This is a genomic window from Thiohalophilus thiocyanatoxydans, from assembly GCF_004366735.1.
Taxonomy (GTDB): Bacteria; Pseudomonadota; Gammaproteobacteria; order UBA6429; family Thiohalophilaceae; genus Thiohalophilus; species Thiohalophilus thiocyanatoxydans.
Window position 1 is genome coordinate 43,416 of the sequence record NZ_SOQX01000005.1, and the last position, 23,996, is coordinate 67,411.

Below are 23,996 nucleotides of genomic sequence, written 5' to 3' on the forward strand. Positions count from 1 at the left end.
CCACATTACCCAAAGGGAGACCGGCTGGCAATCACCCGGCGTTTCTGTTTTGGCCCCGGGCTGGTAGAATGCCCTCTTTTGCTGCCCGTCGCGCCGGACCTTCTGCCGAGTTCGCGGCCCTGGCAGCCCATCAGACACCATTTCGAGGCTTGAGCAATGAATCTGGACAGAGTCGATCCCGGCAAGCATATTCCCGAGAACATCAATGTAATTATCGAGATACCGGCACACAGTGACCCGGTCAAATACGAGGTGGACAAGGACACCGGCGCCATGTTCGTGGATCGGTTCATGAACACCGCCATGCACTATCCGTGCAACTACGGTTACGTTCCCCATACCCTGTCCGAAGACAGCGATCCGGTCGATGTACTGGTGGTGACGCCTATGCCCCTGATCAGCGGCTCGGTTGTACGCTGCCGTCCCGTTGGTATCCTGAAAATGACCGATGAAGCCGGCCCCGACGCCAAGCTGCTGGCCGTGCCAATTACCAAGTTGTGCCAACTCTACGAAAAGGTCGACGCCCCCAAAGACATGCCGCAGCAACTGCTGGACCAGATTGCGCACTTTTTCGAGCACTACAAGGATCTGGAAGAGGGCAAGTGGGTCAAGATCGACGGCTGGGGCGACAAGCAGGCCGCCCATCAGGAAATTCTGGATTCCATCGAACGCTATAATAACGCCCCGGAAAAACCGTGCTTCTGATATGAAAGTCTGTATCGTCTCGGACAGCCACGATAACCGCTTTTTGCTCAAGGCGGCGGTGGAAGATGCCAAACAGCGCGGTGCCGAAGCGGTATTGCACTGCGGTGATGTGGTCGCCCCCACCACCCTGCGCATTCTCAATCCCATCGGCCTGCCGGTCCATGTGATTCACGGCAACAACACCGGCGACATGTACAGTATGGCGCGGCTCTCCCACGATCCCGACAGTGTGATCCAGTATCACGGCCAGGACGCCGGTCTCGAACTGGCCGGGCGCAAGATCTTCATTGTCCACTATCCCCACTACGCCCGGGCCATGGCTACCACCGGCGAGTGGGATCTCGTCGGCTGCGGCCACGATCATCGGGCCCTGATCGAACCGATCGTCAACATCCGCGGGGGCCATACCCTGTACGTCAATCCCGGCACCGTCGGCGGCGTCGGTGCCGAGCCGACCTACGCCATGGGCAATCTGGACACTCTGGAATTCGAGATCCTGCCGGTCCCGGTGGGCGAAAGCCTCCAGGTCAACAAAGTCTCCGTCACCCCGCACGACTAGAGCCGCCAAACACGGACTCTGCTCAACCCCGGATTAAAACGCGGAGGTCGCAGAGGCGCAAAGACGCGGAGGAAAAACAGGTTTTGTTTTGGTGACTGCTCAGGCCGATTAACATTCTTCAAGACACTGTTTTTTTATCTCTGCGACTCCGCGGCTCTGCGACCTCCGCGTTAAATAACAGGTTTTGAAAAAAGAATCTTACCCTGACGACCACCCCATATCGGTCAATAACCGGCAGTGTTGTTTTCGACCCAGCGTTGGCCCTCGGAGGTCTGTTCTTTTTTCCAGAACGGGGCTCTGGATTTGAGTTCTTCCATCAGGTAACGGCTGGCTTCGAAGGCGTCCTTGCGGTGCGTGGACCAGACGGCCACCAGGACGATGGCGTCATCGGGTTTGACCCGCCCGACGCGGTGGAGGATCAGGCTGTTGATCAGATCCCACCGGGCGGCGGCCTGTTCGCCGAGGTTGTGCAGGTACTTTTCGGTCATCCCGGGATAGTGTTCCAGCTCCATGGCCGTAACGGTCTCATCCTCGTTGAACTCACGCATGCTGCCAACGAAGACCGCGGTCGCCCCGTAACGCCCGGCAGCGTGCATGGCCTGCTGGTATTTGAGCAGCTCGGCATAAGGCTCGAACGGTTGCTCGCGAATTTCACTGTGCATCGTCAGCCTCCGGTCACCGGCGGGAAAAAAGCCACTTCGTCGCCATCGTTGACCGTCGTGTCGGCGGTCACATATTCCATGTTCAGCGCCATCAGCACATTGGCCGGCATCTCGGCATTGTCAGTTGCCTGCGACCAGACCTCGGCCACGCTCATCGGCCCTGCGGCCGTCAGGCGGGTCTCACCACGGCCCAGCTGTTCACGCAGGCTGGCAAAGAATTTCACCTCGATCGTCATCGTTCCTGTACCGGATTGCGGGCGGGATTGCCCAAACGGGGCAGGCAGCCTATCATGGATTTTGGCACACTCCCAACCGGATAGACTCTACTATCATTATATTATGAGCGAACTGACCCATTTCAATCAGGACGGTGACGCCCACATGGTCGATGTGGGAGAAAAGTCCGTCACCCTGCGCGAGGCAGTGGCCGGCGGCGCGATCCAGATGCAGCCTGACACCCTGCAGCTGATTATCGAGGGCGGCCATAAAAAAGGCGATGTACTGGGCATCGCGCGTATCGCCGGCATCATGGCCGCCAAACGCACTGCCGATCTGATCCCCCTGTGTCATCCGCTGATGCTGACCCATGTGGAAGTGGAACTGACGCCCGATCCGCAACACAACTGCGTGCACTGTCGCAGTATTGTCGAAACCCGGGGTCAGACCGGTGTGGAGATGGAAGCCCTGACCGCCACCCAGGTTGCACTGCTGACCATCTATGACATGTGCAAGGCAGTGGATCGAGGCATGCAGATGCAGAACATTTGCCTGCTGGAAAAAAAGGGTGGCAAATCAGGCCATTGGCAACGAGACACGGCCTGATCGTTCTTCCCGGACTCCCCGTCCATACGCTGCCCGTAATTCAGTATTCGGGCCGATTGAATAAAATTACTAAAATAGCGGGGTTATCTGCCGACAGTACAAAGAGCGCCATCACACCAGGAGGAGGTGAGCCATGCGTCGTTCACTGATCAGGCAACTGCTGTCCCTCAGTCTGCTCGGTTTCTCCCTGATCACCCCGCAACCCGCGCTGGCCAACAGTTCGGACTGGTTACAGGTCGAACGCTTCAAGGAAGTATTGGAGGAGGCCGAAAAAGGCAAACTCCAGGCCATGTATGAAGTGGGACTCAAATACCAGCGGGGCCGGGGAACCGAGCGTAATATCCCAAAAGCCGCCGAATGGTATGGCAAAGCGGCCGAGGCCAACCACGCGCTTTCCATGGCCCGGCTCGGTATTCTGTATGTTGAAGGAAACGGTGTTGAGCGCAATCTGAACAAGGCGATCGAACTGTTGAGCAAGGCCGCTGATCAGGATATTGCCAGCGCCCGATATCAGCTTGCCAATATGCATGAACTGGGCACGGGATTCGACAAGGATCTCGAGCAGGCAATTCGTTTATACCGCCAGGCCGCCAACGGCGGGTACTATCCGGCACAGGACAAAGTGGAAGAACTGTCGGCCCTGCTCAAGCAGAAAAAGCGCCGCAACGCAGCGGTTAGTACACCGCAACCGCAACCACAACCACAATCACAACCAGAGACCACTGTTGCGATTTTAAAGGGTAACTGGCAACGCAGTGGTCGTTACGCCGCTTACCTGCCCTCCAACATCAGTCGGTGCCGGGAACAGGACGACATTATAAAATGCATCTCCACCCCCCAGGAACGCAGTACCGGCGCGCAAATCATCACCTACAATACCGAGGCCACCCTGTCGAACTTCAACGAGAAACAATTCCATATATCTTATGTGAACAACGTACTGGAAGTTGAACAACAGGAAAACACCCGGATAGACGTGTACGGCGAGGGGGAAGCCCGGACACCCACCAACAGTGGCATCCAGCCCGGCCAAAAGAGCTCTCCCCATCAACTGGAATGCACACTGGAAAGTCGCGATACTGTCAGTTGTGTAAAAGATCAGTACCGCCAGGTTAGTTTCACTAGCCAGTAATACCTGGCTGAAACGGATTCGGGGATTTACAATAGCGGGCATGTCACGCTCCGCTTACACTACACCACCGGACAGTGAGCAGGCGCTTCTGGAACGCGCACGCGCGATCGCCGGCCAGCGGTTTGCCGAACTGGCCGAACAACTCGGCGAGCCGGTGCCCGCCGAACAACGCCATGCCAAGGGCTGGATTGGCCAGTTACTGGAACGGGCCCTGGGCGCCAGTGCGGCCTCCCTGCCCGAACCCGATTTTCAGCAACTGGGCGTGGAACTCAAAAGCCTGCCACTGAACGCCAATGGCCTCCCGCGCGAGTCCACCTACGTCTGTACGGTCCCCATGAACGAGACCAACCAGCTGCGCTGGGAGCGTTCCTGGCTGCGTCTGAAATTGCAGCGAGTGTTATGGATCCCGATTGAAGCCGATCCCCGACTGCCGTTGGCGCAGCGCTGTATTGGTAACGCCCTGCTCTGGTCGCCAAGTCCCGGCCAGGAAGCGATGTTACGGGATGACTGGGAAGAGTTGATGGAGCTTGTTTGTCTGGGCCGCTGGGAAGAGTTATCCGCCCGCCACGGCCGCTATTTGCAAATCCGTCCCAAGGCCGCCCATTCGCGTGTACTCACTGAAGCCCATGACAGTGAGGGGAATCTGTGCCGGATTCTGCCGCGCGGTTTTTATCTGCGTACCGACTTCACCCGCCAGATTCTCGAACAACATTATGCCGGCTGATTCAAGAGACTCGTCTTTTGTAAAGCCCGCTCACCCGTAACCGTCTCTCGCTGAACCCTGAAAACCCTGTTTGTCGATGCAGCGAGTCCCGGCCACTAGCCTCCGGAAGGAAACAGGTTGAACTCCCGCACCTGGCCGGTTTGCTGCAGGGACTCCGACAGGGTGTGAAAGTTTTCGGGGTTGAGGGTAAACATGGTCAGCTTGTACTCACCCATCCTGTCTTTTTCATACATGTGATAGCTCATATTGGCACAGGTAATCTTGTGTTCCTTGAGTATCTCAATCAATCGCGTGCGAGAGAGGCCTTCATCGCGGTTATACCGAATTGACAAGCTGGCAAAATGGCGGTTCGGCATGACTCTTTCACTCCAGCCAAACAGACCCAGAACGATCAAGGCAATCAGGGTAGTCAGCAGGCTCGCACTATAGAACCCCATGCCGACCATAATGCCAATGGCGGCGGTCATCCAGATAGAAGCCGCCGTGGTCAGGCCGCGAACCGTCAGTTTCTCCTTCATAATCACCCCGGCTCCCAGAAAGCCGATCCCGGTCATAATCCCCTGGGCCATACGCGTGGGATCCACCCGAATGGTTTCCACCGGCACTCCGGCCAGCAAATCCCATTGATAGACCGTTAACAACATCAACAAACAGGAAGACGTGGACACCAGTGCGTGGGTACGCAGCCCCGCGGGCCGCCCGTGAAAGGCCCGCTCCAGTCCGATAGCACTGCCGATAACCAATGCCACCAGCAGTCGACTGACCATGGGTAAATAATCCTGCATATATAAATCCCTTCCTGATTACGGGTTATAGACTGGTGTCATGCCCGTGTTCGACAACCCGATCCGGTATCCGGACGCGCGCAAGCACCTGTAAAAATCGACGAATAGTCATTATAATATCGCCCTTAATATGGCATATACACACAACGATTGCACGGGGGTTAGTGATGAGCGACTTTGAGATTGATGAGGCCATGTTCGGCAACAAGGCCCAGGCTGCTCACCCCGAAATGTCACTGGAGGAGCAGCTTCAGCTGCATCAGCAGCATGTAGCTGAGTTGCCCGAAGATGCTCCAGCAATAGATCGGGCACGCGCCCGGCTGGATGTCGCCGAACTGTTGCTCGCGCTGGAACGCAAGGATGAAGCCTGGCAGGAGGGCCGGGATATCATTGATACATTTCTGAATGAGGAAGCCTGGCAGGATGCAGTGGAAACATACAACGTCCTGTTTCAGTGCGAACAGCCTGCATCACTCTCTGCTCTGGGCCAGGGTGTCTGGCTGGCGGTTACTTTTCCGATTATGCCGCAAACCACGATTACCATGCTAAACCATATTATCGATGAAACTCCCGCCGATGCGGACGGCGCCGCCGTGGCCGCCATAACCTCGCATTATATTGCGGATCTTCGCGCCCCCGAAGACAAGCATGAAAGCCTGACCTTTCTGACTTCGAAAATCCTGGCTGATGTCGCCCGGCGTCATAGTAACGTGGAGAGTCAGGAGCAGATGGATATGTGGCTCAAGAAGCTGGAGCTAGAGGATCCGAAGGCGTTTCTACCACGCCTGTCGATGGTTATTGATGTGCTGGTACAGGATGACTGGTGGTTTGATCGGGAAGCCGTGCGAGAAAAACTGCCAGTACACTAAAGCCGCTGTCACGCGAAACAGCATGCTCTATTCATCCGTTGACATCACTTAATTGACGAATTGCCCGTATCATGCGCTCTTAGCTGATCCTGTCTATCCAGTACGATCTGGTTACGGCCCAGGCGCTTGGCTTCGTACATGGCCTCATCCGCCCGTTTCAGTAATGACTCGGGATTGTCAGCTTCATGCAGCATCGCCACACCGGCGGAAAATGTTGGTGCCGGCACATCGACATCGCCGCAATGACAGGTCGTTGACCTCGCCTCTCTTTGCACTTTATGCAACGCGGACAATGCGCCTTCGAGATCGGTGTTAGGCAGAATTACCGCGAACTCCTCGCCGCCATAACGTGAGACCATATCATGATGACGGAAGGTCGACAGAATCCGTTCTGCGTAACAGGTTAATACCGCATCACCAACCGCATGGCCGTATTCATCATTAAGGTCCTTGAATGAATCAAGATCCAGCAGCGCCAGACTCAACTGAAACCCGTAACGCTGGGAACGGCTCATTTCGTCCTCGAGGCGTCGCATCAGGGCCCGTCGGTTGGGTAAATCGGTAAGTTCGTCGGTCATGCTAAGCAAGCGTACTCTGGCCAGCTCTTCACTCAGATTCTGACTGTCTTTTTCGATCAACTTGAGATATGTTTTGGCGTCATTCAGCTTGCTGAGCAGGGCTTGATAGGTTCCACCAAGCTTTTCGACATCTTCCATCAGGCTCTGGCGTAACAGCTTTATATCATCAATTTCCTGCGCCTCCACCAGCCCCAACTTGACATTTTCCAGCATATCCCCGAACTGCTTGTTCTCATCAATAGTTTCCTGGATATGCTGCATCAATTTAGCCTGAACTTTCTCGGCCTCTCTATGCTGCGTATTAAGATACTTACGATATTTGGAGGCCAGTTTTTGTTCCGTTTCCTGATCATTGTGCGGCAGCAGCTCCTCTATCAGACTTCGGATCAGTTCCCGTTGAGTTTCATGACCCGAAGCGACACTCTCGCCCTCTTCCTGAGGGATTTGCTCGTTTTCCTTCATCCCAGGATAAGTATCATCACTGTAGTATGAAAGTATCGGCTCCAGTGCCCGGCGCAATACGGCCTCATCGATTCCCTCCATGCGCGAAATGTGCCTGGCATACAAATCAATATGCCTTTGAATATCTTGCAGTTCATGACTGGTATGCGGCATTTGCAATTGTTTCTGCGACAACTTGACATGCACATGCATGGCGCTTCCCGGGCTCAGATGTTTGGCATAAACATCCAGTAATGAACGCAACCAGAAGCGCAGGACTCTGTCCCGCTCCCCATGCTCCTGGTCCATCGTGGTCAACATGCGTTCAACGTACTGATAGATCACATTGCCGGATGAGGAGGACTTCAAATCATCCAGCAGGTTCAAAATATGAGGAATGGCAGAGGAAGAAACGGGGGCTTTGGAATCATTACGCCGAGAATCTTCCAGCGCATCGGGGACGGCCTTGTTATCAGATTCTGACATCACCTTTCCTTATGTGACGGCTGTTGTTATATCTTGATGGCAGTTGCCTGGCATTATTGGCTTGCCATTTTGACTCATGGCAACACCGGCCGCAGGGGAACAGTGTAGTCAGCCAAGCCAAACTATTTCATTTGACATTATCCTATGCCCCCAGCTCATGCAAGCGTCCCGACCCCGCCTGGATTCAAAGTCAGGCGACTCCCCGAGGCATTCTGATACAGAGACTTAGGTAAAATTTATAAACTTCTTGATTAATTATGGGTTATAACAATTTGAGAATGTAACAGGACCCCGATCGGAACTGATATACCTGACAGGTCGACTCCACGGGTTCCCCCTTAACCAGTTCCCCTGTCTGGAGGTCACCATGTATAAAATTTTCCTCGCTTTTCTTGTACCGGGGCTCATTGCCGCCTGCCAGGCCCCGTCCTTTTCTACCGACTCGCCACTCACCCCGGTACCGGCCGAGTCCCGGCTGATACTTAACGAACCGTTGTCCATCCCGCCCGGCAAGCTCAGCCTCTGGTTTCAGGAGGGCGAGCGGATGGCGCAGCACGAGCTGGATCGTTATTACCCGCACTGCAAATTCGAGACGCTTGAGTTCCAGGAAAACGAGAAAATCATCCAGCCCGACACCTTCATAATCCACAAGGTCGTACGCTGGCAGGACTATGCCCTGACTTCCATCCGCGTTGCATCGGCTGGCGCAGTGCTCGATATCCTTGCAGATGGCGGTGGCGGCCCCGCCCATGTAACTCCGACCACGGAGATGTTCCTGCACTCCGAACAACAAGCGAATGTCTACCGACTGGCTTGCAGTCAGTGGGAAGACCCTTATGATGCCAACCAGGTCACGATTGACCCGATCCGAAGAGCCCTGGGTAACACCTTTACCCTGAAGTTGCCTGAGCATCTGGAAGAGAAACAAAGTGCCGCTCAATAACCCTGCGGCCCAACATAAAAGGTCCGGGCATTTGCCACGCCTGTTTCGACCTCAGTCCACGTAGGGTCCCCACTGGCGAATCGGTTCGCCGTGAGGCTGTCCCATAACCAGCATAAAACGGCTCTCGGCCTGCCCTTTCACCCCCAGCGTTTTCTCTGTCTCAAAGAACAGTGCCTGTCCCGGGTTCAGTTCATGACCATTGATTTCGATTGCACCGTGCATCAGGTAAAGTAGTCCACGAAAATCCTGCGGTACATTTTCTGTGTAAATCCCGCCGCCCGGCAAACTGACATCGTAATAACGTATATCGGTTGAGAGTTTCATGGGGGATGATTCACCGACGATCACCCGTATCCGGGCATCCTCTTTTTGCTCCACCGGAACCTGATCCCTGTCGACCTGTTGATAACCGGGTTCGATCTGCTTGAGGCGCTGCGGCAGGTTAATCCATAACTGAATCCCGCTGCTCTGCCCTTCGGCCGCCGGCATTTCCGAATGCTCGATGCCGCGCCCGGCGGTAAACCGCTGCGCGCCACCAGCCGTTACCGTCGACGCATTACCCAGATTGTCCTTGTGCTGCATACTGCCCTCGAACATATAGGTAATCGCCTCGAAACCACGATGGGGATGGGTCGGAAAGCCATTGCCCGGTTCGATGGTAAAATGATCCCATAAGACGAAAGGATCAAAGTTCATCATGCGCCGCACAATGGGAAACAGCCGCTGTACCTCGGCGCCATCGCCTTCCTGCATCAACAGGGCATCGGTGACAAACAGGGATTGCGCACTCATGTCAGTTCTCCACGGTTGTGTGGCTGTAATAAATCCTGCACCGGCCCCTTGGGCACGATGCGGGTCGGGTTCAGCTCCACATGACTGTAATAATAGTGTTGCTTGATATGTTCGAAACGGGTTGTGTCGGCAATACCCGGCATCTGGTACAGCTCAAGCAGATAGTTGAACAGGTTCGGATAATCGGCGATGCGCTGTTTATTGCATTTGAAATGGCCCACATAGACCGGGTCAAAGCGCAGGAGTGTAGGAAACAGGCGCCAGTCGGCTTCGGTCAGCTGGCTGCCGAGCAGATAACGTTGTTTCGACAGCCGTTGCTCCAGTTCATCCAGCGCGGCAAACAGGGTATCGAAGTTTTTTTCATAGGCTTCCTGCGTACTGGCAAAGCCGGTGCGATAAACCCCGTTATTGACCGGCTCATAGACTGCCTCGTTGATCTCATCAATTGCCTCGCGCAAAGCCGCGGGATACATGTCCACGCTGTCGTCCGCCCACGCATCAAAGGCGCTGTTGAACATGCGAATAATTTCCGCCGACTCATTGTTGACAATGGTCTCGTGCTGTTTGTCCCACAATGCCGGCACGGTCACGATACCGCTGTAGTGCGGATCGGCCCGGGTATACAACTGATGCATATAGTCATAGCCATACAGCGTGTCACCGGTCGCATCGGGATAATCCCGAAAGTCCCAGCCCTTCGGCCCCATGTGCGGATGGACGACCGAGACGCTGATAATATCCTCCAGTTTTTTCAGCTTGCGGAAGATTAGTGTGCGGTGCGCCCAGGGGCAGGCATAGGAGACATACAGGTGATAGCGCCCCGGCTCGGCCGCAAAGCCGCCCTCGCCGCTCGGGCCCGGGGAACCGTCGGGCGTCACCCAGTGGCGAAACTGCGAATCCTGGCGCACGAATTCGCCGTCTTCGGTTTCGGCATCGAGCCAGTCCTCGTGTAACTGACCGTTTATCATCAAACTCATCGTTGGCTCCTCGTTGTGTCACAGGTATCGCGGCGCAGCCACGCCAGTCTGGCGGGAGCGACTGCGCGTACGATCAGCGTCTTTACCGCTTGTCCAGACTCAATCCACCCGCACCGTGTGCCGCCAGCACCAGCAGGCCACCGGCCATGGCCAGGTTTTTCATGAACAGGATTGACTGCATCTGATCGGCAAAGTTGCTGTGGAAAATGATCGCCGCGACCACCGAGAACGCGGCCAGCGCCCAGGCCGCCAGGCGGGTCTGCCAGCCGACGATCAGCGCCAGCGCGCCGCCGATTTCCAGCAGAATAACCAGCGGCAACAACATGCCCGGCACGCCCACCGATTCCATGTAGCCCTGGGTCCCGGCATAGCCGCTGATCTTGGTGATGCCCGAAAGCAGAAAAATATGGGCCAGCAGAATCCGGCCAACCAGTGTCTGATATTTGTCCATTTGCTCTCTCCTCTCACACGTTGAGTTATCCAGTGCGTGAAACATAGCCCCGAATTAATCGATAAAAAAGTTCAAATAACTGTCCATTCTTATCTAATTTATTGATATATTTGGCCGATGCGCCCCCCTCACATCAGTCTGGATCAGTGGCGAGTTTTTCAGGCCATCGTCGACCACGGCGGTTACGCCCAGGCCGCCGCGGCCCTGCATCGCAGCCAGTCTTCCGTCAGCTATGCGATCAAACAGTTACAAATGCAGCTCGGGGTGTCCCTGCTGGAGGTGCGCGGCCGCAAGGCGCAGTTGACCGGGGCGGGCGAGGCGCTGCTGGGCCGCGCCCGGCAACTGCTGGCAGAGGCCGTGGCCCTGGAAGAGCTGGCACATCACCTGGAACAGGGCTGGGAGGCGGCGATCCGGCTGGTGGTGGACGCGGCCTTCCCCTCGGCGCTGTTACTCGACGCCCTGCAGGCCTTCGCGCCGCAGGATCGCGGTACCCGGGTGCTGCTGGAAGAGGTGGTATTGTCCGGGGCGCAGGATGCCCTGGAACAGGGTCAGGCGGATCTGATCATCGGGGCCGAGCTGCCGTCGGCCAGCCTGGCCGATCCGCTGCTGGAAATTGAATTTGTGGCCGTGGCTCACCCCGATCACCCTCTGCACAGGCTCGAACGCAAACTGAAGATGGCCGACCTGGAAAGGGAGATGCAGGTGGTGGTCAAGGACTCGGGGCAGCAATCGCCGCGTGACTTTGGCTGGCTGGGCGCCGAGCACCGCTGGACCGTCAGCAGTATCGATACGGCCGTGACCACGATTCACCACGGACTGGGTTACGGCTGGCTGCCCCGGCATCAGATTCAGGCCGAGCTGCAAAAGGGTCAGTTACTTCCCCTGCCGCTGACTAGCGGACAAATCTACCGCACCCACCTTTATCTGGCCTTCGGCCAGGAACACCCCGGGCCCGCCACGCAACTGCTGAGCGATCTGATACGCCGACAGGTCAGCCTCTGGTAATCCGGTTTCACCGCCCGGTTCCAGAATGTGTTTGAGATAATCGGGATGGTTGGCCGCCGGATAACGGTGGATCTTGCGACGGCTGGAGATCAGCCGGCAGAGAGCACCCTGTTTGGAAAGTAATCCGCCAATCCGCTCAAATGATTCGGATGGCGTGTTAATGTCGCAGGGTTCGGCCAGCCCCGGGAGGCATTTAGCGTCCTCTGCTGCGGCCTTCATTGACCTGCTTGAGAATTTTATCGGGAATAATTCTGGTTATTGACTATGCGCGAATCTGAAATCCGCCTGCTCTATATCAACCTCGATCCGGCAAAAATCGACCCGGAGACGCTGGCGGCATGGCTCGGACAACTGCCAGAACGCAAGCAGGCACAGATCCGCAAACACCAGCACCATGCCAACCGCGTCCAGTCAACACTGGGCTGGCGACTGGTGGAACAGGCCATGCACCAGCTCGGTTTTGCCGATTTCACTCTGGCAGCGGTCGATTTCAATAGCCCACACAAATCCGGTTCTGCCTTTCCCGCTGATTTCAATATCAGCCATTCGGGTAACCTGGTGTGCGCCGCCGCGCTGCGCGACGCTCGACTCGGTATCGATGTGGAGCGGATCCGGCCGCTGAAAAGCGATGTCATTCACAAGTATCTCAACGGGAATGAGGCACAGCAGTGCGAGAACGAACCGGCGCGTTTCTTCGATTTCTGGACGCAAAAGGAAGCAATCATCAAGGCCCATGGCCAGGAAGGCATCGTCCGCCTGCGCGAGGTCGAGCTGCTGAACGATCAGGGCCGCTTCGCCGATAAAACCTGGTACCTGACCCCGCTGCACCTGGCCGACGGCTACGCCGGCCACATCGCCACCGATTGCCCGACAACCCGACTCGAGATCGAGAAAGTCGATCCGTATCAAGTCCGCAAATAAACGCCAATACACGCCAATATAAATTAACGTGTATAAACCAGAGGTTGGCTCACCGTTTCTTCGTTATTCTGGCCAAGCCAATTAATCGCGGCTATTGGCGTCCATTTGCGGACTGTTCTGCCACAATAGCGTTGCCGCACCACAAGCCGTTATACTGGCTGGCATCCCCCTGTCACGCTAAATCGTTATGAAACTGCGCCGTCGTCTGCTGTACCTGTTTGCCGACACAACCCGGTGATTCCCTGTTACTGGCATCCTCTCACAAATGAGCGGTGCTCCCATCCTGCCAATCTCCCGAACAGCAGCCGCTACTGCCTGCTCGCTTTCCGGGATCGTTTTTATTATTCCCAAACCTTCTGCCCGTATAGTCATCGCAGTGGGCGAGCCATGCCATATCGAACGCCAGATCGGCATGAGCGAACTGGAACCGATGCAACAGACACTGCACGCTCTGGAGAAATAGGCCCCCGAACAATGATTGCGTACCTGACGCGGCACAGGACCTTTGCCGACGTCGCTGCCGGGTCCTGAACACGACATCCCGCGGGTTTCCGGCATACGCTCGGCATCCTGGAACTGCGTCACAAATTCAACCTGCAAATATTGAGCACGTTGCACCGATTCTGGGCCTGTGCGATGTGCTGCAAACTATCTCAGTGACCACAGTCACAGATCCCGGGCCGGTTGCCCGCCTCTGGCTGCCGGCTCCCTATAATCAGAAACATGCGAATCCCCCACGCCATCACCCTCGCCGCCCTGTTCCTGCTGAGTCACCCGGCCCTGGCCGGCGATGTCATCAAGATTGGCGTATTCAGTCCGGCGGGTTTCGAGAGGGGAATCTATCGCTGGCAACCCACCGCAGATTACCTGCAATCCCGTATCCCCGAAAAGCGCTTTCAGATGCTGCCCTACCGGAAGCTGGCCGAGTTGGAACAGGATGCACAACGGGGCAAGTTTGATCTCATCCTGACCCACCCCGCCTCATTCGTCCGCCTGGAGCAACAGGCCGGACTGGTCCAGCTCGTCTCCCGTGCACAACAGGATCGGGGGCAGATACACCGCCATGCCGCCACGGTCATCTTCACCCGGGCGGATAATACCGGGCTTGACAGCCTCACCGATTTCACCCGAACACCGTTTGTCAGCACCCGGGAACAGGACTACAGCGCCTGGCAACTGGTGAAGCTGGAACTGCTCCACCGTCAACAGGATCCGGACAGCGCCTTCTCCCGGGTAGATTTTGCCGGCAGCGCGGAAGGCGTGTTGCAGGGCGTCATGGCCGGCGACTACCCCGGAGGCGCCATGGCCGCCCGCGATTTTGACCGTTTTTTACGTGAGGGTCGCATCACGCCGCAGGCCGTACGGATTCTTGAGGGGAAAGAGACGCCGGGATTCCCGTTCCACTACAGCGGCACACTCTATCCCCAGTGGCCGCTGGGCGCCCTGCCGGACACCTCGGCACCCCTGCGCAGCGCCGTCACCGAGGCGCTGCTGGCCATGCCGGCCGGGCACCCGGCCGGACAGGCCGGTGAGTATGCCGGCTGGGTCGAATCCGCCCGTTATCAGGCCGTGCGCCCACTGCTGGACAAAAGCCTGACTCAACATGTGGTCGAACGCCAGTTGAGTGTCGCCCATCTCTGGGTGCAGCAAAACTGGCACAGCCTGTTGATGAGTCTGGGTATCACACTCCTTGTCTGGTTGTTGCTGCGTCTGCTGGGCGGATCACCGCCACGCAGCGCACGTACCTGAAATCCGGTTTTTTTGCCGCCTCCTCCCAAGCTGTTACAATAGGCGCGGTTTCAACAACATATCGCGCTATGACAAACGACGACGAGACGAAAAAATATTCCGGTGAACTGCATCAGGGTGAGGATCGCTCCGCCCCCTATCCGGTCAGCCGACTGGCGCCCGCATTCGAGCTGGTGGATCTGGCCAAGCAGATCAGCGAAGCGGACAAGATGATCAACACCCGTGTCAGTTCCAAGTTGAATGTGATCGCCGATCAGATCCGCCATCTGCAGGAAGAGGCCCGCCAGGTCCTCGAAGACACGCAGAAGGATCAACAACTGCATCAGGCAGCCTGCAATTTCCAGCGCCAGCCGGGGCATATCTATCATCTTTACCGCAAGCCCGACGGGCGGACCTGGTTCTCCATGCTCTCGCCCGATGACTGGCGGGGCCAGCCACCCAACGAATATGTCGGTTCCTATCGTCTGGAGGCCGACATGTCCTGGACCGATATGGCCACGGTCAACGAACACGACAACGACGACACCCGTGAACTGGTTAAACGGCTGCTGGAAGGTCACGGACTCTGACGCCGAACGAATCCCGCCTTTCCCTGTCTGGTTAAAACATCCCTGAGAGGAATACCCTGTGTCGCTGCACGTGAAGCTGATTGCCCTGCTGCTCCTTGCGACAGCGTCGCCGCTCGCCGCGGATCCGGCAACGCTGACCCTGGATGTCCAGGATGAGGAGTTCGAGCTACGCCACTATCCCGCCGAGGGCGAAGTGCTGGCCCTGTGGCTTGCCCCGGACAACGGGTTTGGTGAGCGCCATGATCAGGTCGCCCGCGCTTTGCAACAGCAGGGCATCGAGTCCTGGCAGGTGGATCTGCTGGAGAATCTGTTTTTACCTCGCGGCTCGGCCAGTATCCGCGAGATTGACCCCGCGCTGGTCGGCAGCCTGATTGAACGGGCCCAGCGCCGCAGCGGTAAACCCGTCGTGCTGCTCAGTAACTCCTATGGAGCGATTCCGGCCCTGCGCGGCATGCGCGCCTGGCAACAAGACCACCCCGGCGATCCGGCCCTGATCGGGGCCATTTTGTTCTCGCCCGACACCCATCAGGGGATTCCGTCACTGGGCCTGCCACCCCAGTACGTGCCTGAAACCTACGCCAGCAACATGCCGCTGATGATTCTGCAAAGCGCGCGCAACGGTAACCGCGGGCAACTTGATGATCTGATCGCGGCATTGCGTACCGGTGGCAGTCAGGTGTTCGTGCAAATGATGCCCGGCGCCACCTCGCTTTTTTATGAAGAAGACAAGGCCCAGGCGACGCTCGCTCATCTGCAGCAGGCACCGGCGCGAATTGTTCGCGCCATTCATCTGCTGGACAAGCTGCCAAAACCGGAGAAGGTCGCGGCCCTGCCCGAGGAAACGCCGGTGAGGGGGGACGAGCAGCTTGGTCTGGACATCGGCCTCAAACCATTTCGTGGCGACTGGTCCCCGCCGGTGCTGGATCTGGAAGACGCCAACGGCAGGCAGCATCTCATTGACGACTACACCGGCAAGGTCCGGGTTATCAACTTCTGGGCTACCTGGTGCCCCCCCTGTGTGGAGGAGATCCCTTCGCTGAACCGCTTGCGCGAACAGTTCGACAGTGAAAACTTTGAACTGATCTCGGTCAACTACGCCCAGCGGGCTGACGAGGTCAAGGAATTTCTGCAGGAAGTGGAAGTCAACTTCCCGGTCTTAATTGATCAGGACGGCACCGAGGCGGACCGCTGGCAGGTAATCGCTTTTCCATCGACCTATGTCATCGATGCCGAGGGCAGGATTCGTTATGGCGTTAATGCGGCAATTGAATGGGACGATCCGCAGGTCATTGACGCCCTGCGGCAACTGATCAGGGAAACACCGTAATTAGCAAGCCGGGAAATCGGAGCCCGCTAATAAACGCAACTGCACGCAAATTTTAACCGGTAGTCCGGTTCGGTTTAATTTGCGTGCAATTGCGGATGGTTTATTGTTCCTGCCTTTCGACGAACAACGGTTAGTCGAAGATTTCCTCGAAGAACTCAAGCATCGATTGCCAGGATTTTTTGTCCGCCTGCTCATCGTAGGCCAGAGGCAGCTCGAATTTCTCACCCAGCTCGGTGGCGCCGGGGTTGGTGAAAGCGTGCTTGGCACCGGGATAGGCCGTAAATTCATAGTCCACGCCGGCCTTGTTCATCTCCTGCTTGAACGCTTCAACGGCTTCAGGCTTGACGAAGGGATCGTCGGCGCCATGATAAACCCGGATCCGGGTTTTGATATCGCCCTCGCCCGCCGGGCTCTGCGTTCCCAGGGTGCCGTGAAAACTGGCCACACCATCAATATCCATACCCCGGCGCGCCATCTCCAGCACGATGCCACCGCCAAAACAGTAGCCAATGGCGGCAATATTATCGTCTTCACTCAGGGGATGGTCTCTCAATTCCCGAAGCGCCGCATGAAACCGGGATTCGGCGACTTCCATATTTTCACGCACCGCACCGGCGAACTTGCCGGCATCATCCGGATGACTGGCAGTTTTGCCGTCACCATACATATCCAGTGCAAACGCTATATAACCTTCTTCGGCCAGCATGCGGGCCCGCTCACGGGGGTATTCGTTATGTCCCCACCATTCATGGACCACGAGAACCCCCGGGCGCTCTCCTTCGATGCTGTCGTCATAGGCCATATAGCCTTTCATCTCGGTGCCGTTATCGCGGTAGGTCACCGTTTCGGTTTTAATCGCCGCCGACGCCAACGAACTGACCAGCAGCAGACTCGTCAATAAAAAAATCATCCGCTTCATCATTCGCTCCTTGTATTTTTGTCAGTTTTTACCCGGGTCTGCCGTCGACCCGCGGCTTGATGAGTACAGGCGCATACTCAATCACAAACAGCACAAATGCAACCAGCCAGAGTGTGGCCGACCACACAATACTGTCACTATAGCCGCCTCCGGCAAAGATACCACCGACAACCCGGACAATCGCCGCCAGCAATAAACAGACAAACGCCAGAACGGTCAGGCGCGATGCGCCGATCGTTCGGCCACTGTGTCCCTGACTGACCCGTGCCATCATACCCAGGGTCATCATCCCCAGGGCACCGACGGTAAAGGCGTGCACCTCGACCACGGCCGGAACCCAGTCGAGGTGTGCCAGCAGGCCAAACAGCAGACTTAATACCAGCCACGCATAAGCCAGATGCAACACCCAGAGCATCGGCACGCGCCAGAGCCCGGGATGCTGCCAGCTCAGCCAGCGCGCGGCATGACTCAGAAAAGCCAGCCCCGCCAGCAATATGCTCGCCTGCTCACCCAGGCTGAACAGCTCCACCAGGGCATAACCGAGCAAGGCGAGAATGGCGAGCCGATCCAGCCAGGGATAGCGCTTCAGCTTGATTCCGCCCAGACCGGTTTCAGTAAAAAACGGCAGGACCCGACCGGCCATAATGGCAATCAGTAACATAACCAGAAAAACCATCAGCTGAATACCGGAGCCGGTCAGGGAGCGAACGACACCGTGATCCAGATGAGACAACAGATTGGCCAGCGTCATCAACCCGAGCACCCCGACAAAGATCAGCAGATTGGGATATTGACGCGCCTTGAGTAACGGCACGGCAATGGCCAGCGCCAGCAAGGGCAGGAAGGCGACATCGACCACCAGCACCAGCATGGGCGGCAAAACATCCCCTGTCGCAATCACCACCCGTCCCGCGAGCCAGACCAGTGCCAGCAGCATCAGGGGCAAATGTATCGGAGTCGGTGTGCCGGTCCAGTTTTTAACCGCGGTCAGCAGAAAGCCGGCGATCACGGCCACGGTATACCCGAACAACAGCTCATGGCTGTGCCAGAAAGCGGGGTTGGCGAAATAGGGAGCCGTCATATAGCCAAGATAAATCAGCAGCCAATGGACCATCAGAATAACGGCCGCCAGGCCGCCAAGCAGAAAAAATGGCCGGAACCCGAGTTGCCATAATGCAAAGGCAGAAGACGGGCCGCCGGTCTGTTGATTATCGAGGTTTAGCGACATGGATATTCCCCTGCTTTATTCCGGACAATAAGATTCCGGCATACCTGCTAGCGAAGCGGAAAATGAAATACTGATCCTGACCACATCCTTACCGTTCGGGTTTGATGCACATCAAGGTGACCTTAACGAATTATCATATATCCAGCCATAGACCCAGACCGATATAACGCTCGTCATCCTGAAAAAACTCGCCCAGCTGCGCTTTACCGTCATACGCCTCGAATCCGACCCGCCAGGTACGGCTCCGGGTCGGAATCAGCCAGCCGAACTGGAAGGTAATATCTTTTTGCCAGTCCCGTTCTTCACTACCACCGAGATTCAGGCCCGCATACCACTGCAACCGGTCTCGTGACTTATCCGAGCGGTATTGCAGACCGCTCTGCGCACGCCAGGGTTTCTGCGCCTGGGTGTTGAGTCGAACATAGGCCCATCCCGTCTCGACATACCATTGCAGGTTATCAGTCAACGACAGATTCATCCCTGCCTGCAACTCTTCCCGGGTGTAGCTGAGCCGGGTACGTCCGGTACGCTCGATATACTCATCACCAAGATGGGCGGAGAGATGATGGACGCCGAGCTTGAATGCCATGCGCGGATCGGGCCGATAGGAGAGCATCAGCGCATAACTCCCGTCCCAGCCGATGTTGTCCTGGCTGGATGTAATATCAAACTGGCCATGAAATCCTGCATCCAGACTCAGCAACCAGCCCAGCTGGTCATCCTTGTCGCGTGATACGTGCAACAGACCGAGGCGACCGCCCAGCTTGAGATCGAAACGACGGTCACCGCCCTGGTCGATACTGGTGCGATCAAAATAGAGTGTTTTGGCGGAGAACTGGATGCGCCGCGGATCGGCCAGGTTTACCGGATAGATCTGCTGCTCCGGGAACAGGATCACCTCGTCCGCCAGAACCGGTTGTACCAGCGAAAGGCTCAACAACAAGGCGCTCGAGGGAATCGAAAGGAAGGATAATAACCTGCAGGTCATGCAACACACGGCTTAATAACCGAACTCACCCTGCCATTGTCCATGTCGATAATCGATGTGCAACCAATGCGGGGTAAAAGCCGCCGGCTTCTCAATGGGAAAATCGGTCAGCGGCGGCTCATCACCTTCATAGTCATTACCGCACCGGGCCGTCATGACCGGCCGAAAACGCAGCTGCAATTTGTCATTGACCGTGACGCCAGTGCTACCGGCCTGCTCGTGGAAACGAACCTTGTAACGGATCAGACAACTGAAATAGAGTTCCATCTCCGCCAGCAAGGGCCGGGGGCGCTGTACCAGGGCCCGCTCGGCGGCCCCGGACAGATGCACCTCAACCGACTTGCCATTCAGTTCTACCCGGGTTCGGCTCACCTCTGGCTGCCCGGGCGCTACGCGGACGGAACAACATTGGTGGCATGCAGCCCCTTGGGACCTCGCTCGGCATCAAAGGAGACCGGTTGTCCCTCCTTGAGGGTTTTGTACCCTTCGGCACTGATGGCCGAGTAATGGACGAAAACATCCTCCCCACCTTCTTCTGCCTGAATAAAACCGTAGCCCTTGGAATTGTTAAACCATTTTACTGTACCGTTCACCATTTTCCTCCAACCTCTGCTTCTTGTGTACTGCCGTTTTTATCCGTCATACGGGAAAATGCAGCGTCAACAGGCTTGCCCTTCCCCCCGGACAAAGCGTGTCCTAAAGTATAGACCAAGTATTTTATGAATAAATATACTGATAGAATTTTTCCGCCCATGCGGCACAAATCACTGGATTATTAACAAACCGTAATATATAAAATCGTCTGACGGGAAATAAAAACAGAGACTTATCCAGGCATGCCCGCAAAACCCGCAAAAAAGACCCGGAAAATTGACGCCTTCAATCTGGCCCCCGGACGGGTGCTGGCACGCAAATACGAGGTCATCCGGCAGCTGGGCGCCGGCTGGGAAGGCGAGGTCTATCTGATCCGCGAGCTGGCCACCGGCATCGAGCGCACCGCCAAGCTGTTCTTCCCGCAGCGCAATCTGCGTGACAAAAATACCCACTTCTATGCCACTAAACTGCACAAGCTGCGCCACTGCCCGATCGTCATCCAGTACAGCCACCAGGACACCATCACCGTCCAGGGCGAGCCGGTGACCCTGCTGATCTCGGAGTATGTCGAGGGCGATCTGCTCAGCCAGTTTATCCAGCGCCATCCCGGCAAACGCCTGCCCCCTTTCGAGGCGGTTCATCTGCTGCATGCGCTGGCTTCGGGAATGGAGTGCATCCATGCGCTGGGCGAATACCACGGCGATCTGCACTCGGACAACATCATCGTGGAAGGCTTCGGCCTGCGCTTCGATCTCAAGCTGGTGGATCTGTTCCACCTCGGCGCCCCGACCCGGGAACATATCCGCATGGATACCGTCGATATGATTCATGTGTTTTACGAGGCGCTCGGTGGTCAAAAGCACTATGCCCGTCAGCCGCCCGAAATCAAGTACATCATCAACGGCCTCAAGCGCAGCCTGATTCTGAAAAAATTCAAATCGGCCGGACAACTGCGCCAGCACCTTGAAACCATGCGCTGGAGCTGATCATGGCCATCCATAACTACATGATTAAAGGAGCCTGGCTCTGACGGCAACACAGCTTTTCAGCAAACAGGACTTCGAGAGCCCGCAAAACGTCAGACTGGGTAACGGGGAGGTGGTGTGCTACACCCATCGCTCACCGGACAAGGAGACAGTCAACGAAGACAGCCTGGCACTGGTGGATATTGCCCCGGACACCTCGGTACTGATGGTGGCTGACGGCCTCGGCGGCCAGCCCGGCGGCGCCACCGCCTCGGAAATCGCCATCCAGGCCCTGGCCCATTCACTGGAACGCACTGACCGCACACCCCGTGAAGCGATCCTGGAAGGTTTTGATCGCGCCAACCACCAAATCAGGGACAACGGCGCCGGGTCAGCGACCACGCTGGCCGTGGTCGAAATCCAGGCAAACCGGTTGCGGCCCTACCATGTCGGAGATTCGATGATTATCGTCACCGGTCAGCGCGGCAAACAAAAGCTGTTCACTGTCTCCCACTCACCGGTGGGGTATGCCGTGGAAGCGGGCCTGCTCAACGAGGAAGAGGCGATACACCATGAAGAGCGTCACCTGATCTCCAATGTCGTGGGAGCCGAGGACATGAATATCTCCCTGGGTTCGCTGATCACCCTGGCACCCCGTGATACCCTGTTGCTGGCCAGTGACGGCCTGTTCGACAATTTGTACTACGAAGAGATCGTCGCGCTGATTCGCAAGGGTCCACTGCGCTCTGCCGCCCGTCGTCTGGTGGAACTTGCGCATCACCGCATGGCATGCCGGGATAACGCCCAGCCCTGTCACCCTGACGACTTGAGTTTTATTCTGTATCGTCCGACACCCCGGCAATAACGAGGTTTTGATTAACTATGGCACGCGTTACTATTTACAGCACCGGTAATTGTCCGATTTGCGACAACACCAAGAAACTACTGAACAAATGGCGGATTCCGTTTGATGAGGTCCGGGTAGATATGGAGCGGGACAAACTCAAGGAGATGCTCGATTTGACCAACCATGCACGGAGCGTGCCCCAGATCGCGGTCGACGGCAAATGGATCGGCGGTTTTACCGAGCTGACGGAAATGCATATGGACGGCGAGCTGAACGAACTGGTGGAGCACCAATAACCGCTTCAGGGGGTTAACATGCAACCTTTCACAAAAATCCGCAAAGCATCATAACGAGGCGCAAGGTCAGTTACCGCTCTTTTCCCGGTACATATTCTGATCGGCGACATGTAACAGATTCTCGATGCTCTCGCCATCATCGGGAAATACCGCAACACCGATGCTGACTCCGGCATAGACTTCGTGGCCGTTAATAATAAACGGCGCCTCGAGGCATTTGACCAGCTTTTCCCTGATTTGTTTGATCTCTTCATGACCGCTACCCCCTTCCAGCAAAATAATAAACTCATCTCCCTGGTAGCGGCATACTGTATCTTCTTCACGAGTGCAATCCTTGAAGCGTTGAGCAACTTTCCGTAGCAGCTCATCGCCTGAAGCATGACCAAATTCATCGTTAATTGCCTTGAAGTTGTTCATGTCCATGAATACCACGGCAAAACGATCTCCCCTGCGTTTCGCACCGGCCAATACCTGACGCAACCGTTCGAGCAGGAAGTTCCTGTTCGCCAGCCCGGTCAGACTGTCGTTATTGGCGAGATGATAGAGGCGGCTCTCGTACTGGAGCCGTTCCATCTCGTGGCGATGATGCAACCTCGAAAACAGCAACACAACCCAGAAAGAGATTGTTCCGATAACCAGAACGGCTGCAATCAACCCTGTATTTATATCGCCAAACCCGATCTGTTTCTCTATCGTCAGGGCAAAGGGCTGCCCCGGATTGGTGATCATGCGTTCGTACTTCAAACGGGGGAACAGTCGGCTCTCCACAGCGCCGGCACGACGGCCGGACTGATAATACAGTTCAGTATCGTTCAGATCACTGTTGTAATCACGATGATACAGCCGGGCCATCAAGTCATCACGCTGCACAAGTTGCGCCGGTATCATCTCGTTTGTCTTGACCGACAGAATTGCAAACTGCGCGGGTTGCTGCGATTCAGTAACGTCCTGCCTGACTGTGCGGTGCAACAAGAACCCGCGCTCCCCTTCGATCAGGGTAAAGGGCAGGCTGGCCACCGGTATATTCATCAATCTGGATTGGTGCAGCGCCTCCCGAAACAGTCGATGCGCACCCAGATCCAGGCCGAGAATCGCACGGTTATCCGCCTGCATGGGTTCCATAAACACAATCGGGTAGTAACTCTCCCGCGGGACAACATTCAACCACTGACGTTTTTCAGTGAAGTCGAAGCGGGCGAGGCGAAACCCGGGATCAATATTTTCACGCATATCAGCGATAAATTCCGCCAGATTGTCATCACTGACCTCCCTGGCTATCTCGAACGTATGAATATGCGGGTAACGTTGCAATATACGCTGCGCGTACTCACGCAGTTGTCGCCATTCATGTTGTCGGCTGCTTGCCAGCAGACTGGCAAAGCCTTCGATCACTGATGCGTTAATCTCCGCCCAGTTACTGATCTGCTGGAACAGGGCATCGCCACTATGCTGGAATTGCTGCTCTCTTTCCCTGAGCTCGCTGTTGATAATAAAACCGACCAGCACTGTGACAAACACAAACCAGACAATCACGATCAGCAGATACAGTCGCGTGAGCGGCCTGAGCCGGGGAGCCGTCGCCAATAGTCCGGAAATTCCCATACTAATTTTAATACCGCCATTGCCAAAGAGTTTATTCCCTGCGACCCATTTTGCGATGGT

29 protein-coding genes are annotated in these 23,996 nt (G+C 56.3%); 16 read left to right on the forward strand and 13 right to left on the reverse strand.

Features of this window, described 5'->3' with window-relative positions; translation table 11 throughout:
• Positions 1 to 156: 156 nt before the first annotated feature.
• Both ppa and EDC23_RS09735 read left to right on the forward strand, forming a co-directional pair.
• A complete protein-coding gene (gene ppa / locus EDC23_RS09730) occupies positions 157 to 705 on the forward strand; it encodes an inorganic diphosphatase (RefSeq protein WP_134084016.1) in 549 nt (182 codons plus the stop codon).
• A 1-nt stretch (position 706) separates the two neighbouring features.
• Complete coding sequence (locus tag EDC23_RS09735; RefSeq protein WP_134084018.1) at positions 707 to 1,264, forward strand: metallophosphoesterase family protein; 558 nt, start codon at positions 707 to 709, stop codon at positions 1,262 to 1,264.
• 224 nt (positions 1,265 to 1,488) lie between these two features.
• Here the strand turns inward: EDC23_RS09735 and EDC23_RS09740 are convergent, their stop codons facing one another.
• Both EDC23_RS09740 and moaD read right to left on the reverse strand, forming a co-directional pair.
• Complete coding sequence (locus EDC23_RS09740; RefSeq protein WP_134084020.1) at positions 1,489 to 1,926, reverse strand: molybdenum cofactor biosynthesis protein MoaE; 438 nt, start codon at positions 1,924 to 1,926, stop codon at positions 1,489 to 1,491.
• A 2-nt stretch (positions 1,927 to 1,928) separates the two neighbouring features.
• Positions 1,929 to 2,162, reverse strand: a complete 234-nt coding sequence (gene moaD / locus EDC23_RS09745) for a molybdopterin converting factor subunit 1 (protein WP_134084022.1) — start codon at positions 2,160 to 2,162, stop codon at positions 1,929 to 1,931.
• Between the two features lie 103 nt (positions 2,163 to 2,265).
• On the opposite strand from moaD, the gene moaC reads away from it, so the two are divergent.
• The 3 genes from moaC (at position 2,266) to mutH (ending at position 4,604) form a co-directional block, all read left to right on the forward strand.
• Positions 2,266 to 2,748, forward strand: coding sequence for a cyclic pyranopterin monophosphate synthase MoaC (gene moaC, locus EDC23_RS09750; protein WP_134084024.1), 483 nt, complete (start codon positions 2,266 to 2,268; stop codon positions 2,746 to 2,748).
• A gap of 133 nt (positions 2,749 to 2,881) precedes the next feature.
• The gene (locus EDC23_RS09755) at positions 2,882 to 3,880 is read left to right on the forward strand and encodes a tetratricopeptide repeat protein (protein ID WP_134084026.1); all 999 of its coding nucleotides are present in this window, start codon (positions 2,882 to 2,884) and stop codon (positions 3,878 to 3,880) included.
• Between the two features lie 40 nt (positions 3,881 to 3,920).
• Positions 3,921 to 4,604 (forward strand): DNA mismatch repair endonuclease MutH, encoded by a 684-nt coding sequence (gene mutH, locus EDC23_RS09760; protein ID WP_134084028.1) that lies wholly within the window; start codon positions 3,921 to 3,923, stop codon positions 4,602 to 4,604.
• 95 nt (positions 4,605 to 4,699) lie between these two features.
• On the opposite strand, the gene EDC23_RS09765 is transcribed toward mutH, so the two are convergent.
• On the reverse strand, positions 4,700 to 5,389 hold the full coding sequence (locus EDC23_RS09765; RefSeq protein ID WP_134084030.1) for an MgtC/SapB family protein: 690 nt from the start codon (positions 5,387 to 5,389) through the stop codon (positions 4,700 to 4,702).
• Between the two features lie 167 nt (positions 5,390 to 5,556).
• Here EDC23_RS09765 and EDC23_RS09770 point away from each other — a divergent pair, with 167 nt between their 5' ends.
• On the forward strand, positions 5,557 to 6,258 hold the full coding sequence (locus EDC23_RS09770) for a hypothetical protein (protein ID WP_134084032.1): 702 nt from the start codon (positions 5,557 to 5,559) through the stop codon (positions 6,256 to 6,258).
• A gap of 44 nt (positions 6,259 to 6,302) precedes the next feature.
• Here EDC23_RS09770 and EDC23_RS09775 read toward each other — a convergent pair whose 3' ends face one another.
• On the reverse strand, positions 6,303 to 7,763 hold the full coding sequence (locus tag EDC23_RS09775; protein WP_134084034.1) for a GGDEF domain-containing protein: 1,461 nt from the start codon (positions 7,761 to 7,763) through the stop codon (positions 6,303 to 6,305).
• Positions 7,764 to 8,130: 367 nt separating this feature from the next.
• Between EDC23_RS09775 and EDC23_RS09780 the strand changes: the two genes are divergently transcribed.
• Positions 8,131 to 8,706: a hypothetical protein gene (locus EDC23_RS09780; RefSeq protein ID WP_134084036.1), complete on the forward strand. Its 576-nt coding sequence runs from the start codon at positions 8,131 to 8,133 to the stop codon at positions 8,704 to 8,706.
• Between the two features lie 51 nt (positions 8,707 to 8,757).
• Here the strand turns inward: EDC23_RS09780 and EDC23_RS09785 are convergent, their stop codons facing one another.
• The 3 genes from EDC23_RS09785 to EDC23_RS09795 all read right to left on the reverse strand — a co-directional run bounded on the left by EDC23_RS09785 (position 8,758) and on the right by EDC23_RS09795 (position 10,926).
• On the reverse strand, positions 8,758 to 9,498 hold the full coding sequence (locus tag EDC23_RS09785) for a pirin family protein (protein WP_134084038.1): 741 nt from the start codon (positions 9,496 to 9,498) through the stop codon (positions 8,758 to 8,760).
• On the reverse strand, positions 9,495 to 10,475 hold the full coding sequence (locus EDC23_RS09790; RefSeq protein ID WP_134084040.1) for a glutathione S-transferase family protein: 981 nt from the start codon (positions 10,473 to 10,475) through the stop codon (positions 9,495 to 9,497). The genes EDC23_RS09785 and EDC23_RS09790 overlap by 4 nt, the downstream gene beginning before the upstream one ends.
• 82 nt (positions 10,476 to 10,557) lie before the next feature.
• Positions 10,558 to 10,926, reverse strand: coding sequence for a DoxX family protein (locus EDC23_RS09795; RefSeq protein ID WP_134084042.1), 369 nt, complete (start codon positions 10,924 to 10,926; stop codon positions 10,558 to 10,560).
• A gap of 117 nt (positions 10,927 to 11,043) precedes the next feature.
• Here EDC23_RS09795 and EDC23_RS09800 point away from each other — a divergent pair, with 117 nt between their 5' ends.
• The 6 genes from EDC23_RS09800 (at position 11,044) to EDC23_RS09825 (ending at position 16,497) form a co-directional block, all read left to right on the forward strand.
• Positions 11,044 to 11,931 (forward strand): LysR family transcriptional regulator, encoded by an 888-nt coding sequence (locus tag EDC23_RS09800; RefSeq protein WP_134084044.1) that lies wholly within the window; start codon positions 11,044 to 11,046, stop codon positions 11,929 to 11,931.
• A gap of 264 nt (positions 11,932 to 12,195) precedes the next feature.
• Entirely contained in the window at positions 12,196 to 12,852 is a 657-nt protein-coding gene (locus EDC23_RS09805) for a 4'-phosphopantetheinyl transferase family protein (protein WP_134084046.1), read from the forward strand.
• Positions 12,853 to 13,117: 265 nt separating this feature from the next.
• A complete protein-coding gene (locus EDC23_RS09810) occupies positions 13,118 to 13,315 on the forward strand; it encodes a lysophospholipid acyltransferase family protein (protein WP_134084048.1) in 198 nt (65 codons plus the stop codon).
• A 260-nt stretch (positions 13,316 to 13,575) separates the two neighbouring features.
• A complete protein-coding gene (locus tag EDC23_RS09815; RefSeq protein WP_134084050.1) occupies positions 13,576 to 14,601 on the forward strand; it encodes a phosphate/phosphite/phosphonate ABC transporter substrate-binding protein in 1,026 nt (341 codons plus the stop codon).
• Between the two features lie 68 nt (positions 14,602 to 14,669).
• Positions 14,670 to 15,170 (forward strand): DUF2452 domain-containing protein, encoded by a 501-nt coding sequence (locus EDC23_RS09820; RefSeq protein ID WP_134084052.1) that lies wholly within the window; start codon positions 14,670 to 14,672, stop codon positions 15,168 to 15,170.
• A 58-nt stretch (positions 15,171 to 15,228) separates the two neighbouring features.
• Positions 15,229 to 16,497, forward strand: a complete 1,269-nt coding sequence (locus EDC23_RS09825) for a TlpA disulfide reductase family protein (protein WP_134084054.1) — start codon at positions 15,229 to 15,231, stop codon at positions 16,495 to 16,497.
• A gap of 130 nt (positions 16,498 to 16,627) precedes the next feature.
• Here the strand turns inward: EDC23_RS09825 and EDC23_RS09830 are convergent, their stop codons facing one another.
• The 5 genes from EDC23_RS09830 to EDC23_RS09850 form a co-directional block, all read right to left on the reverse strand.
• A complete protein-coding gene (locus EDC23_RS09830) occupies positions 16,628 to 17,416 on the reverse strand; it encodes a dienelactone hydrolase family protein (protein WP_134084057.1) in 789 nt (262 codons plus the stop codon).
• A gap of 28 nt (positions 17,417 to 17,444) precedes the next feature.
• Positions 17,445 to 18,644, reverse strand: coding sequence for an NnrS family protein (locus EDC23_RS09835; protein WP_134084059.1), 1,200 nt, complete (start codon positions 18,642 to 18,644; stop codon positions 17,445 to 17,447).
• 133 nt (positions 18,645 to 18,777) lie between these two features.
• Positions 18,778 to 19,581 carry a DUF1207 domain-containing protein gene (locus tag EDC23_RS09840; RefSeq protein ID WP_166668826.1) on the reverse strand — a complete coding sequence of 268 codons (804 nt, stop codon included), beginning with the start codon at positions 19,579 to 19,581 and terminating at the stop codon, positions 18,778 to 18,780.
• Between the two features lie 63 nt (positions 19,582 to 19,644).
• On the reverse strand, positions 19,645 to 20,004 hold the full coding sequence (locus tag EDC23_RS09845) for a hypothetical protein (protein ID WP_134084063.1): 360 nt from the start codon (positions 20,002 to 20,004) through the stop codon (positions 19,645 to 19,647).
• Between the two features lie 17 nt (positions 20,005 to 20,021).
• Positions 20,022 to 20,228 carry a cold-shock protein gene (locus EDC23_RS09850; protein ID WP_134084065.1) on the reverse strand — a complete coding sequence of 69 codons (207 nt, stop codon included), beginning with the start codon at positions 20,226 to 20,228 and terminating at the stop codon, positions 20,022 to 20,024.
• 240 nt (positions 20,229 to 20,468) lie between these two features.
• Between EDC23_RS09850 and EDC23_RS09855 the strand changes: the two genes are divergently transcribed.
• From EDC23_RS09855 to EDC23_RS09865, 3 genes are all read left to right on the forward strand, one after another.
• A complete protein-coding gene (locus tag EDC23_RS09855; protein WP_134084067.1) occupies positions 20,469 to 21,212 on the forward strand; it encodes a protein kinase domain-containing protein in 744 nt (247 codons plus the stop codon).
• A gap of 115 nt (positions 21,213 to 21,327) precedes the next feature.
• Complete coding sequence (locus EDC23_RS09860; RefSeq protein WP_166668827.1) at positions 21,328 to 22,056, forward strand: PP2C family protein-serine/threonine phosphatase; 729 nt, start codon at positions 21,328 to 21,330, stop codon at positions 22,054 to 22,056.
• Between the two features lie 17 nt (positions 22,057 to 22,073).
• The gene (locus tag EDC23_RS09865; RefSeq protein ID WP_134084071.1) at positions 22,074 to 22,334 is read left to right on the forward strand and encodes a glutaredoxin domain-containing protein; all 261 of its coding nucleotides are present in this window, start codon (positions 22,074 to 22,076) and stop codon (positions 22,332 to 22,334) included.
• A 66-nt stretch (positions 22,335 to 22,400) separates the two neighbouring features.
• Here the strand turns inward: EDC23_RS09865 and EDC23_RS09870 are convergent, their stop codons facing one another.
• Entirely contained in the window at positions 22,401 to 23,936 is a 1,536-nt protein-coding gene (locus EDC23_RS09870; protein WP_166668828.1) for a diguanylate cyclase domain-containing protein, read from the reverse strand.
• Positions 23,937 to 23,996: the final 60 nt, after the last annotated feature.